General features: G+C 45.3%; 11 protein-coding genes. 1 reads left to right on the top strand and 10 read right to left on the bottom strand.

The genetic code is table 11. The annotated features are described in order from the left end of the window. Window positions 1-12 precede the first annotated feature (12 nt). The 10 genes from rpoS to OPS28_RS08695 form a co-directional block, all read right to left on the bottom strand. Window positions 13-1,002 (bottom strand): RNA polymerase sigma factor RpoS, encoded by a 990-nt coding sequence (gene rpoS, locus OPS28_RS08740; protein WP_265609075.1) that lies wholly within the window; start codon window positions 1,000-1,002, stop codon window positions 13-15. A gap of 70 nt (window positions 1,003-1,072) precedes the next feature. Further along, window positions 1,073-1,951 carry a peptidoglycan DD-metalloendopeptidase family protein gene (locus OPS28_RS08735; protein ID WP_265609074.1) on the bottom strand — a complete coding sequence of 293 codons (879 nt, stop codon included), beginning with the start codon at window positions 1,949-1,951 and terminating at the stop codon, window positions 1,073-1,075. A gap of 9 nt (window positions 1,952-1,960) precedes the next feature. Next, window positions 1,961-2,539 (bottom strand): YqaA family protein, encoded by a 579-nt coding sequence (locus OPS28_RS08730; protein ID WP_265609073.1) that lies wholly within the window; start codon window positions 2,537-2,539, stop codon window positions 1,961-1,963. Then, the gene (locus tag OPS28_RS08725) at window positions 2,536-3,171 is read right to left on the bottom strand and encodes a protein-L-isoaspartate(D-aspartate) O-methyltransferase (RefSeq protein ID WP_265609072.1); all 636 of its coding nucleotides are present in this window, start codon (window positions 3,169-3,171) and stop codon (window positions 2,536-2,538) included. Before OPS28_RS08725 ends, OPS28_RS08730 begins: the two co-directional genes overlap by 4 nt. Before the next feature lie 58 nt (window positions 3,172-3,229). After that, window positions 3,230-3,979 carry a 5'/3'-nucleotidase SurE gene (surE, locus tag OPS28_RS08720; protein WP_265609071.1) on the bottom strand — a complete coding sequence of 250 codons (750 nt, stop codon included), beginning with the start codon at window positions 3,977-3,979 and terminating at the stop codon, window positions 3,230-3,232. A gap of 10 nt (window positions 3,980-3,989) precedes the next feature. After that, window positions 3,990-5,045 (bottom strand): tRNA pseudouridine(13) synthase TruD, encoded by a 1,056-nt coding sequence (truD, locus tag OPS28_RS08715; RefSeq protein ID WP_265609149.1) that lies wholly within the window; start codon window positions 5,043-5,045, stop codon window positions 3,990-3,992. Further along, window positions 5,039-5,518 (bottom strand): 2-C-methyl-D-erythritol 2,4-cyclodiphosphate synthase, encoded by a 480-nt coding sequence (ispF, locus tag OPS28_RS08710; RefSeq protein WP_265609070.1) that lies wholly within the window; start codon window positions 5,516-5,518, stop codon window positions 5,039-5,041. Before ispF ends, truD begins: the two co-directional genes overlap by 7 nt. Window positions 5,519-5,521: 3 nt before the next feature. Continuing rightward, on the bottom strand, window positions 5,522-6,235 hold the full coding sequence (gene ispD, locus OPS28_RS08705) for a 2-C-methyl-D-erythritol 4-phosphate cytidylyltransferase (RefSeq protein WP_265609069.1): 714 nt from the start codon (window positions 6,233-6,235) through the stop codon (window positions 5,522-5,524). Window positions 6,236-6,238: 3 nt separating this feature from the next. Further along, window positions 6,239-6,553, bottom strand: a complete 315-nt coding sequence (ftsB, locus tag OPS28_RS08700; protein ID WP_265609068.1) for a cell division protein FtsB — start codon at window positions 6,551-6,553, stop codon at window positions 6,239-6,241. Between the two features lie 62 nt (window positions 6,554-6,615). After that, window positions 6,616-8,331: a TIGR03545 family protein gene (locus tag OPS28_RS08695; RefSeq protein ID WP_265609067.1), complete on the bottom strand. Its 1,716-nt coding sequence runs from the start codon at window positions 8,329-8,331 to the stop codon at window positions 6,616-6,618. Between the two features lie 366 nt (window positions 8,332-8,697). On the opposite strand from OPS28_RS08695, the gene putA reads away from it, so the two are divergent. After that, on the top strand, window positions 8,698-12,501 hold the full coding sequence (putA, locus tag OPS28_RS08690; protein ID WP_265609066.1) for a bifunctional proline dehydrogenase/L-glutamate gamma-semialdehyde dehydrogenase PutA: 3,804 nt from the start codon (window positions 8,698-8,700) through the stop codon (window positions 12,499-12,501). Window positions 12,502-12,504: the final 3 nt, after the last annotated feature.

The following is a 12,504-nucleotide window of genomic DNA, read 5'->3' as shown; positions in this document are numbered from 1 at the left end:
ACTTCTATAACTTCACGCGTTTATTTTGTCGAATAAATTCTCTAACGTTAGACCTTGATGCCCAAGCATATCCTTAAGTCTTCGCAAAGCTTCCACTTGAATTTGACGTACTCGTTCTCGGGTTAAACCAATTTCTGTACCTACATCTTCAAGGGTTGAAGGTTCATAGCCCATTAATCCAAAGCGTCTGGCCAGTACTTCACGTTGCTTTGGATTCAGTTCGGTAAGCCATTTAACAATATTGTCTTTTATATCATCGTCCTGAAGATTGTCTTCTGGGCCAAACTCTTTTTCGTCAGCCAAAATATCCAACAGGGCTTTATCATTTTCGCCACCAATGGGTGTATCTACAGAAGTAATTCGTTCGTTCAAACGCAACATTTTACTGACTTCATCAACAGGCTTATCTAGACAATTAGCAATTTCTTCAGCGGAAGGTTCGTGATCCAGTTTTTGGGAAAGCTCTCTAGCGGCTCGCAGATAGACATTTAGCTCTTTGACAACATGGATAGGTAAACGAATCGTGCGAGTCTGATTCATAATGGCACGTTCAATTGTTTGTCTGATCCACCAAGTTGCATAGGTAGAAAAGCGAAAACCTCGTTCAGGGTCAAACTTCTCTACAGCGCGGATTAAACCTAAATTACCTTCTTCAATTAAGTCGAGTAGCGCTAGGCCGCGATTATTGTAACGCCGTGCTATTTTTACTACTAAACGGAGGTTACTGACAATCATCCGCTTTCGAGAGGATTCGCATCCTTTCAATGCACGGCGTGCAAAATAGACTTCTTCTTCGGCGGTTAGAAGAGGGGAAAAACCTATTTCCCCCAGATATAACTGGGTAGCATCTAGGTTCTTTGGAAGTTCGTCCTGACTGAATACAACATCATCGCTGCTATCGTCGGGGTCGGATTCGTCAGCTTTAATATCGGCTGGCATTTCTATATCGTCGAGTTCATCCCGCGATTTTCTTGCGACTACAGTGTTTTTATTTTGATCCACAACTGCATCTCCTGCTTTGAGGTTATTTAATACATTCGCTCCCTTAGCTTATTATTGTTGTTTATAGTTTTTATGGACGTGATGATGGCAGGTATCGCATCGGATCTAACGATTTACCCCGATACCTAACTTCAAAATGAAGCCTGACCGAATTTGTACCGCTATTCCCCATAGTGGCAATCGATTGACCCGCGTCAACCCATTGTTGTTCGCGCACCGCAATGGTGTCGTTATGCGCATACGCACTTAAGAAGGTGTCAGTATGCTTTATTATAATCAGGTTCCCGTAGCCCCTTAGCGCGTTGCCGGCATACACCACTTTTCCAGCGGCGGCTGCCAAGATAGGACTTCCTTTTTTGGCACTTATATCAATTCCTTTGCTGCCATTTTCACCTGTTGAAAATGTTGCTACCAACTTGCCATAGGCGGGCCAGACCCACTTTTCAACCCTTTTTGGGAACCCCTTTTTACCAGGTTTACCACGTTTTGGCTGAGTGTTTCCAACAGCCTTAACTGGCTGGTTGTTAACATTATTTTCACTTTCACCATACGCCTGCTGTTTTCTACGGTCAACTTTATTTATAGATTTATTTGACGAGGTCTGACCAGATTTCGCGCGCGAGATCGCTTTGGCGGATCGCACAGATCCCGTGGAGGCTTGAGTGGCATTGAGTTTCAGCTCTTGACCAGGATAAATAGGATAAGGAGGGGCTAAATTATTAAATTTCGCTAAGTCTCTATAATCTTTGCCCGTAAACCAGGCAATGGCATAGAGCGTTTCGCCACGTCGGACAGTATAAGTGGGTTCATCATAACCTTGTTCTTTGACAGGTTGACTATCAAGCAGGACAAGCGGTGCCGGTGCACGTCTTCCTGCGCAGCCTGCAAGCATGATAACCACACAGGTTGCGACAAATAATACGTTTATCCGCAAGCGGGGGGACTTCATATTAAACAATCAACGTAAAACGAAATATGCGCCAATTGCCAACAAGACAGTCGCCCAGCCCAGCACTTCTACGTACTGACGTAGTTTTGCTTCCATTGCTGTCCCGCCCCATTTCATTAAGCCTGCAACTAAAAAGAACCGGGCACCCCGGCCCACGGTTGAGGCGATAACAAAAGGAAGAAATGCCATTTGCATCACCCCCGCCCCGACCGTAAAAACTTTGTAGGGAATAGGTGAGAATCCTGCTAAAAATACCACCCACACGCCATATTGTTCAAACCAGGATAAGGCTAAATCAAATTTAGGTTGGTAGCCAGAAGAAGCGATCCAAGGGGCTAACCACGCGTCAAACGCAAAATAACCCAGTAAGTAGCCGCCAATTCCACCTAGTACAGAGGTAAGTGTGGTCAATAGCGCAAAGAACCAGGCCTTATCAGGCCGCGATAATGACATAGGTGCTAACATTACATCTGGTGGGATGGGGAAGAACATAGATTCAGAAAAACTTAATCCACCCAGGTATACACTAGCGTGTCGGTGGCGCGCCCAACGTAATACTAGATCGTAAAGAGGTTGAAATACCTTCAAAGAATATCTCCAGCTACGAGGGGAACAAAGCGGACAGATTCAATCGTCTGTGTCGATAACGCGTTTTCCTTATTATCAACACAGGTTAAAATTTGTTGATCACTACCAATTGGAATAATTAGCCTTCCTCCTTCATTGAGCTGATTACATAGCTCTGTGGGAAGTGAACTGGCAGCGGCTGTAACAATGATTGCGTCGAAGGGACCTTTTGATGCCCATCCTTTCCACCCATCACCATGCTTCATAGAAATATTATGTAAATCCAGCTGGTTCATTCTGCGCTTAGCTTGAAACTGTAGCGACTTGATTCGTTCAACCGAAAAAACCTTGGCAAAAAGTTGGCCTAAAATGGCAGTTTGGTATCCCGAGCCCGTGCCGATTTCTAAAATGTTTTTTGCCTCGTTATCGGCCGATAGCAGCAGTTCAGTCATTTTCGCAACAATATAGGGTTGAGAAATGGTTTGTCCCTGTCCAATCGGAAGCGCAGTGTTTTGATAAGCTTTGTGCTTCAAAGCGTCTGGCAAAAATAGTTCTCTAGGCGTGGCCGCAATGGCGTTGAGGACTTTTTGGTTACGTATACCCTCGTTGAACAAAAGCTCGGCGAGGGCATCTCCTTTACGTGTCGATCTCATAATGACGTTGCTTTTCACTTTTCACTTTTCACTTTTTATTCTAGTTATACAGTGGTTATTATAATTTTTTACCCAGCCAGTCTTTCATATCGTCCATGCTCTGATATGCGGTCATGTCTACACTTAAAGGCGTGACGGAACAGTAGTTATTCGCAATTGCATCAAAGTCTGTACCTGGGCCAGCATCTTGTTCGGCCCCCGCTGGACCGTACCAATATATAGTGTTGCCGAAGGGATCGGTATCGGGCACCATGCCTTCTGCTCTATGCCTTCTTCCCTGGCGCGTAATTTTGATCCCCGCCAGTGAATCATAAGGGATATCGGGCACATTTACATTTAATATTTGATTAGGCGGAAGTGGATGGGTTTTTAATTTATTTACGATATCCAGTGCGACCCGTGCAGCAGTATCAAAATGATGGCCTTCTCTACCTACCAATGACACCGCGATAGCCGGTAAACCCATATAACGCCCTTCAGTCGCGGCGGCAACGGTGCCGGAATAAATGACATCATCGCCCAAATTTGCTCCATGATTAATGCCGGAAACTACCAGCTGGGGGTCGTCATCTAAAAAGCAATTGAGGCCTAAATGCACACAGTCAGATGGCGTTCCGTTTACTGAATAAAATCCATTTTCCATTTTTTGGATCCGTAGTGGATTATGTAATGACAATGCATTACTGGCTCCGCTACAGTTACGATCCGGGGCGATTACCGTAACATCGTGTTCGGCGGCAATCGCTGTATGGAGCTCTGCCAGTCCCTTCGCGAAAACCCCATCATCATTGCTCAACAATATATTCATGATCACTCCTTTAACTGGTATGTAGCAAAACTACGCATTCGCGCAATACGCTAGTGGCGAAGCAGCCGCCGGGTAATGCAAACGAAACCGTTAATTTATCACCCTCGACCCGCCATTCAAGATCACGGGGCCATATTTTTATTGCCCGTCGTTCCTGTTCCATGCCTACGGAAGCTAAAAAGTCTTTTACGGCTACATGTTCGGCGCAAATCTTTTGTTCAAACCTGTTCGCTTCCGCTGTAGGAATGCTGTCGCCTTTACCCCACAAAGGAGCCGTGGGGGATAAATCGCCTTGTTGATAGCGACGGCCTTCTTCATCTGAAGGGTGCTCGCAGATGAAAAAGCTGTTCGACCCGGTTAGCATTAAAGCATCGCCCGCCATGATCGTATCAAAACGCTGCACCTGTATACGCGCAGACACGACTTCATTAAATAACCAGCTTCGCAACGCGGATAGCGCAATATTACGCTTGTTCCTATTACGAATCGGCTCACCGCTCACCATTCGTTCTGCCAGTGCAAGGTTTCCCCCTTTGCTGGGTTGACCTTCGGCATTGAATGCGACCCCAAAACGCTGTTCACCAAAATAATTAGGTACGCCCGCTTTGCTTTGCTCAAGGGCGCTAATTAATAAATTGGTATCGGACACTTCCCGCAAACAAATAGTGAAATGATTCGCCTTTGCTTGTCCTGTACGAAGTTTTTTATTATGGCGAGTTTGCCTAAGGATCTTTACCCCGGGCAGATCCCACTCCCCAAATTCAATGTCGGCTTTGCCTGGCGTATGGATGCCGAACCACTGGCGTGTGAGCGCATGCTTGTCTTTGCGACCCGCATAAGTCACTGCGCGTAAGGGTAAATTGCAATATTTAGCTAGTTGCTCGGCGACAAACGCAGTATTCGCATTAACTTTTTCTACCCAGATAAACTGATGTTCGCCTTCACCTGTGGGGCTAAATCCTAACTGTTCTTCAACCACAAAATCTTCAGGATGTTGTTTAAACCGTGCGGTGCATGTAGGCGTCGAATACAAATATTGCCAGTGTTCAGTATCCAGACTCATGATGTAACCTTAACTAACAACACGACCGCATGGGCGGCAATCCCTTCTTTACGTCCGGTAAAGCCTAATTTTTCGGTCGTCGTTGCTTTAATATTAATATCGGCGATGTCACAACCGCAGTCTTGCGCAACATTTTCCCGCATGGCTTGAATATTCGGGGCCATTTTGGGTGCCTGAGCGATAATAGTCATGTCGGCATTGCCCACGGCATAGCCTTTCTCAGCAAGTAACTGCATAACATGTTTTAGTAAATTGCGGCTATCGGCATTGGCATAGGTGTTGTCAGTGTCGGGGAAATGCTTTCCAATGTCACCCATTGCCGCCGCCCCCAGCAAGGCATCACACAAGGCGTGAATGAGCACATCCCCATCAGAATGAGCCAGCAACCCGTATTCGTAATCGATATTCACGCCGCCAATTACAATGGGGCCGGTACCACCGAACTTGTGAACGTCGTAGCCATGGCCAATACGCATGAGTCACTCCTTATTAGTGTTTGCTCGCTGGGATAAATAAAATTCAGCCAGAGGTAAGTCTTCCGGATGAGTTATTTTAATATTGGCCGGATTGCCCGCCACCAGTTTTACCTGATGGCCAACCGCCTCCATTGCCGATGCTTCATCGGTGATGGTTGTTCCGCTGGTTAAGCCTACTTGAATAGCGTGCGTTAATTCGCCCGCTCTAAATAACTGAGGTGTAAGTGCATGCCAAAGTGATTCACGACTTTCGGTATGCGAAATAATTTGCGTTTTAGTTGGATGAGCGCGTTTCATGGTATCGCGAACCGGCGTTGCTAAGATGCCGCCCGCAATCGAATCATCATTGATTAAACTTAAAAGCTTTCCTATGTCCTCTGTACAAAGACACGGCCGGGCTGCATCATGCACTAAAGCCCACGACGTTTCAGGTAAAGTTTTGACGGCGTTTAACACTGACTGCGCGCGTTCAGTTCCACCTTCTACTACGGTCAGCCAACTTTTTTTATAAAATGGCAAAGTAGGGAGAATGTCATCATCCGGATTCGCCGCCACAATAATATGGTTTATCAGCGGGTGACTCATTAACGCATGTAACGTATGTTCGAGAATCGTTTTCCCGGCTACGTTAAGATACTGTTTGGGTTTGCCTGCTTGCATCCGACTACCGACCCCAGCAGCAGGCACCACCGCGGTTACAGATAAATTAAGATTCATTAACTAATTCGCTTCTGCAGGCAAGATACGATAAAAGGTTTCACCTTCTTTGATTAACCCAAGTTCATTGCGGGCGCGTTCTTCAATTGCTTCGAGACCAATTTTGAGATCATTAATATCGGCCTCTAACAACGCATTGCGTTGCGCAAGGTTTGCATTTTGTTGAGATTGTTCTTCAACCTGACCGGTGAGGGTATAATAATCGGGAATGCTATGTTTACCTAACCATAGGCGATACTGGAGCAATCCCAGCAACACCAATAATACGACTGTAATCCACTTATCCCGCCACACGGCCACAACCTGAGTCTTCGACATGAGGGCTATTATGCCCACTCAGCAAAGACACGTCTATGCTGGTTTTCCCGTAATCAAAAATGTCACTCGTTTTTACCGAGTTTGTCTTTCAGTTTATCGAATAACTTACTTTTTTGTTTATCAACTAAATCGGCTAATTGAGCTTGTAATAGCTCTTGCAAATTATCCGTATTCCCTTTTGCCGTTTCTAACATCGTGTTGATATCTTTTAAACTCTTATTTATTTGCTTTTGATCGCCTGAAACCATGGCGGTAAGCTTTTGCTTAAGCTCGTCCAATTTATCTTGTTGTGACAAGGTTAATTCGGTTAAAGCTAATTGTGCAAAGCGATTGTCTAAATCAGAACTGATATTAAAGCTTGGGTTATCTACCTGACCAGAAAATTCTAAATTCAACTTGAGTTGGTCAAGTTGCTGCAATACGTTAGCGATAGAGGTGGTTAGTTGATTTTTTCCTTCAGCTTGCATAGCTAATTCAGACAGGTTAACGGTACTGTCACCGCTCACAGCGTTGTTTTGTACTTTAAAGTGACCGCTGCTGGCAAGCATAGCGGATTTCAGCAAAGCAGATAGTTTTTCTGTCTTTAGGAAAGGGATACCCGATAAGTTAATACCTTCTAGTGTCCATTGCTGCTGAGCATCCACTCCTTCATCGTCCAGCCAGAACTGCCCATTTGATTCAAATTGTTTAAATTTAGTCCCGTTGGCGGATATGCTATAGGTTGTCGGCTCACCCACCAACGGATGAGTATTGGTAATGTTTTTCCATTCAGAAGCTAGCCTTTGTTCTAAAAATTCCACTGACACATATGCTTCTTTTACCCACACAGAAGGTATGTCAGCTTGGGTGTTTTGGTCTTTTTTATCATCTTTGAGCAGAGGTAATATGATCTGGGTAGCTGACGTTAGATACTCGGTCATTTGCTCTGCTTTATCGCCGAATACCATGTGGGAAATGCGTTGCATTGCTGCTTGATCGCCCGTAAAGGCACCTTTTAATAAATCATAATCCTGCACAGGGGCTTGCTTTAAATCACTAAGTGAACTTTTTAGTGCCTTTCGAGCTTCTTTGGCTTCCTCGGTAAAAGCACTTATACGTGCTCGGTCTTGTTTAATGTTCTGTTTAATTTTATCAAGCGTTTGCTTTGCTTTGGCAAATGCTTGAGGTGACTTATAATCAGCATTTTTAAGCTTTTCTATTTGTTCTTCATACTGGTTTATACGCGCTTTATCCGGTAATGCCTGATAGTTTTCTTTAAGTGAATCATTGTATTGTTGATACCGTTTTTCCGCGCGCGCTGCTGCTTGAGTCGATTTTAATTCTGAACGGGCCATTAGTTCATCAATTGTCGGGATGGCTTCTTTTGCATCCGCTTTAATATCTTTAAAGCTCACAGACTCTTCGGGTGGGCGAATAACGGCCCCTGCGAATTGACGAGGCTGAGCAAACTTCACGTCTAACAAATTCAGCTTCGATAGAACGACCTGATCGGAAAAAAGCGGGAGTACCTCTACATCCGCACTGGCCTCGCCAATTTGAACTTTATTTTGATTAGGCTTGGCATGATCGGTTAACTGAATTTCATAAAGAGTGGCGGTAACAGGTATCAAAGAGTGATTCACTTGCCCGATGTTGACTTCAGCACCATAGGCTTCAGAAATTTTATCTTCCAATATCCACTTGATAATCGGATTAGCAAACAACCAGTAGCCGATAATGATAATTAGAAGAATACCCAGTAAAACATACCAGAAACTTACGCCGCGTTGAGAGTCCATACTTGTCTTCTTAAGGGTTAATTGATTACTTCGCAAAAACAATTTTGTGCGCTTTATATCACTATAGTTCAGTTGCTTAGTTAAGAAAACTGCGGCTTGAAAGCACTCTGAATTTAATTTTGCGATGAATGACATGAATTAGCTAACTGGTATGCTTGGCGGATACAGAAATTATGCTAGTATCCGCGAAATTTGTGCCGCATCTTGATCTTTGTGGCAATGCAAGAGTTTAAAGTACACGTTTAGCTACTTTTTGGTGGAAAACGAATATTTAAGTCGCTGTGCGATCCAGCCCTGTTTGTGTTGTCCTGCAATGGGGTCCACAGTTGTAATTATTAACGCATAGTCAATTTTTGAAGGGTAGCAATGCTCATTAACGACGACCTCTATACTACTACACCTCTGCGTCAGCGCATCCGCGATTATTACCGGGTTGGTGAATCAACAGCCATAGATCAAATTCTTCCAATAGCTGAAGTTAACCCCCGTGCACGCAGTCGTGCCTGGGAACGCGCAAGAAAAATGGTGCTGAAGATTCGGAAAGATCAGGAAGGACACGGTGGCATTGATGCGCTGTTAAATGAATTTTCGTTGTCAACGGCGGAAGGTGTGGTGTTGATGTGTTTGGCGGAAGCTTTACTAAGGGTGCCAGACGAAGACACACAAAATGAGCTTATTCGTGACAAGCTATCGAAAGGCCAATGGACACCGCACCTAGGTAATTCTGACTCATTGTTTGTCAATGCATCTGCTTGGGGCTTATTGATGACCGGTAATATGGTCAATTACGCCGATCGTCGAAAAAGCGAACACTTAGGCATTCTAAAACGAACATTAGGCCGTTTGGGCGAGCCGGTTATACGTCGTGCTATGAATGTTGCTATGCGCATCATGGGACGTCAATTCGTGATGGGGGAAACCATTGAAACGGCGGTAGAACGTGCCAAAGATAAAGAAAAGAAAGGGTATGTTTACTCTTACGACATGTTGGGTGAAGGTGCGCGAACGATGGCCGACGCCGATCGTTACTTCAAAGCCTATGAAGATGCGATAAAGGTTATAGGTAAAAATGCGCATGGACGCGGTCCAATTAAGTCTCCAGGCATTTCGGTGAAACTTTCAGCTATACACCCTCGTTATGAGTTTGTGAAATACGAGCGGGTAATGGAAGAGATACCTCCCCGTTTAAAAGCGTTATGCATGATGGCCAAAGAATTCGATATAGGTCTGACGGTTGACGCTGAAGAGGCTGATCGTCTGGATGTATCGCTGGATATTATTGATAAGGTATTTAGTGATCCTGACTTGGACGGCTGGAACGGTTTTGGTTTAGCAGTACAAGCGTATCAAAAGCGTGCGCTATATGTGATTGAGTGGTTACGTGCATTAACCTTGCGGGTGGGGCGTCCGATGATGGTACGCCTAGTGAAGGGCGCATACTGGGACACCGAAATTAAACTTACTCAACAGGCTGGTTTAGAAGAATTTCCGGTGTTTACCCGAAAGTCATCCACCGACGTATCATATCATGCCTGTGCTAACCGCTTGTTAGACTACCGCGATACCATCTATCCGCAGTTTGCAACCCATAATGCTTATTCCGCGTCGGTTATTATTGAGCTGGCGGGCGACGACAAGCAAAACTTCGAATTTCAGTGTTTACATGGCATGGGTGATACGCTTTACGACCAAATTGTTACTGAAGAAAAAATTCAGTGTCGTGTTTATGCGCCGGTGGGTGAACATGAAGACTTACTAGCCTATCTAGTTCGACGTTTATTAGAGAACGGCGCTAACTCTTCGTTCGTTAATGCTATTGTCGACGATTCCAAACCCGTGGAATCACTTTTAGAAGATCCGGTAGAAAAAACACAACGTCTAAAAGTGCGCTACAACAAAATGATTAGTAAGCCACGAGACTTGTACGCACCCGAGCGAGACAATTCTCGAGGCATTGACTTATCCGATCACAATGCCGTTCATGCCTTAAGCCATGAGGTTGAACGCTGGCAAAATGTGTATAGCGTCAACGCGAGTGACCTACCTGATGGGGCTACGGCGGTTAGAAGCCCCACCAACCATAACGATCTGGTTGGTTATCATATTTATGCCACAAAAGAGCAAATGGCTACCGCTCTAGAAAAAGCCCATGATGGTTTTCAAGGATGGTCAAAAACGCCGGTGGCTGAACGCGCTGAAATTTTACACCGTACCGCCGATGCGCTTGAACGTCATATGTCTGAGCTTATCGCTATTTGTATTCGCGAAGCGGGCAAAGTCACTCAGGACAGTATTGATGAGGTTAGAGAGGCAGTGGATTTCTGTCGCTACTATGCTGTTAGAGCAAAAGAGCTTGATGACGATCAGCGCTTACTTCCTCGTGGTGTAGTACTATGTATCAGTCCATGGAATTTCCCTTTGGCGATTTTCTTAGGTCAGGTTGCTGCGGCATTAGCAACGGGCAATACGGTGGTTGCGAAACCAGCAGAACAAACCAGCATTATCGCCAAGCGAGCTATCGATATAATGCGTAACGTGGGCCTACCCGATAATGTGGTTCAGCTTATTATTGCGCCTGGCAAGGAGGTAGGTGAGTTACTATTGCCTGACGAACGCATTAAAGCAGTCATGTTCACCGGTTCAACCCAAACAGGTACATTAATTTCGCAAACACTGGCGAACCGTGGCGGCGAGCAAGTCCCCCTTATCGCAGAAACAGGCGGCCAGAACTGTATGATTGTCGATTCAACGGCCTTACCAGAGCAAGTGGTAGATGATGTCGTTCACTCAGGTTTTCAAAGCGCAGGGCAGCGTTGTTCTGCGTTGCGTGTAATGTATGTTCAGGAAGATATTGCCGACAAGATCATCACCATGCTGATTGGTGCAATGAAGGAACTAAAAATCGGTGATCCTGCGCTATTGAGAACTGATATTGGTCCTGTAATAGATGACAAAGCACTTAAAAGCTTGAAAGAGCATGAAAGTTATATGGAAAGTAATGGCAAGCTACTGTATCGCGTTGAATTACCTACGGATGCGAAAGATGGCACATTCTTCCCCCCAACGTTATATGAAATTGATAATATTGATGTGCTAAAACGCGAGGTGTTCGGGCCAGTTATTCACATAGTTCGCTTTAAGTCGAAAAATCTCGAAAACGTTATCGACGCCATAAACGGTACAGGTTTCGGTTTGACAATGGGCATTCATTCTCGTCTAGAAGAGCGCGCGAATGAGTTAGCTGCGAAAAGCCGTGCGGGTAACGTTTATATTAACCGCAATATGATTGGCGCGATTGTTGGCGTACAACCCTTCGGTGGGCGCGGTTTATCGGGCACAGGTCCAAAGGCTGGGGGGCCAAATTACCTTCCACGTCTAATGATGGAGCGCGCCACGCCTAAACCTTCTGTGGTTGATGACGTGGAGCAACTGGATTCTGCGTTAACAGGGGAAACCGCAGAAAGAAAAGCCGCAGAAAAACTGATGTCTCAGGCTACTGCTGTTGAAGCTAAGTGGCGTCATACACCGCTAAATGACCGCGTTTCTATGGTGCGTCAGCTTCTCGCCAAAATTGCTAATGTGGATATTCTGGAAGAGTTTGCCGATGACCTTAATCGGACATTAGCCACTTCGCGCCAGCAGATCACCAACATTGAGCGCAAGCTGGCAAAAGCTACCGTACTGCCGGGACCAACTGGTGAATCAAATAAACTTTATCTTGAGCCTCGAGGGGTTTTAGTCTGCTTTGCAGATAAAGGGGTAACGTTTGAATATTGGACCCTATCAATTGTGACTGCCCTCGCTACAGGTAACGTAGTGGTCTCTGTTGTATCAGAAACTTTTTATGAAGAAGCGCTGGAATTTCAAAAGAAAGTTGAAGATACCGGTGCAGATAAAGGGATTTTTCAGGTCGCACGGCTACAGCATTTGCATGATTTGATTATGGATCCGCACCTCGCGGGCGTGGTTGTAGATTCAAGCACCGAGCGGACCGCTCAAATCTCTGCGATGTTAGCATCCCGAGAAGGGGGGGCAATCCTGCCGGTGATCAGTGCGGAGTACAACGATAATCTGATCCAGCGTTTGATGACAGAGAAAACGATTAGTATAGATACCACGGCATCGGGTGGAAATACTTCGTTAATGACATTGGTCGAAGACGACGAGTAACCC

The organism is Alteromonas sp. ASW11-130 (assembly GCF_026183735.1).
Lineage (GTDB): Bacteria > Pseudomonadota > Gammaproteobacteria > Enterobacterales > Alteromonadaceae > Alteromonas.
Note: the sequence above shows the minus strand (reverse complement) of the source record. Positions and strands in the feature narration are given on the sequence as shown.

Bases quoted from the DNA above. Each gene is read 5' to 3' on its own strand.
- putA (WP_265609066.1), top strand. From the start codon at position 8,698: ATGCTCATTAACGACGACCTCTATACTACTACACCTCTGCGTCAGCGC.
- ftsB (WP_265609068.1), bottom strand. From the start codon at position 6,553: ATGTCGAAGACTCAGGTTGTGGCCGTGTGGCGGGATAAGTGGATTACA.
- ispF (WP_265609070.1), bottom strand. From the start codon at position 5,518: ATGCGTATTGGCCATGGCTACGACGTTCACAAGTTCGGTGGTACCGGC.
- ispD (WP_265609069.1), bottom strand. From the start codon at position 6,235: ATGAATCTTAATTTATCTGTAACCGCGGTGGTGCCTGCTGCTGGGGTC.
- OPS28_RS08695 (WP_265609067.1), bottom strand. From the start codon at position 8,331: ATGGACTCTCAACGCGGCGTAAGTTTCTGGTATGTTTTACTGGGTATT.
- OPS28_RS08725 (WP_265609072.1), bottom strand. From the start codon at position 3,171: ATGAGATCGACACGTAAAGGAGATGCCCTCGCCGAGCTTTTGTTCAAC.
- OPS28_RS08735 (WP_265609074.1), bottom strand. From the start codon at position 1,951: ATGAAGTCCCCCCGCTTGCGGATAAACGTATTATTTGTCGCAACCTGT.
- surE (WP_265609071.1), bottom strand. From the start codon at position 3,979: ATGAATATATTGTTGAGCAATGATGATGGGGTTTTCGCGAAGGGACTG.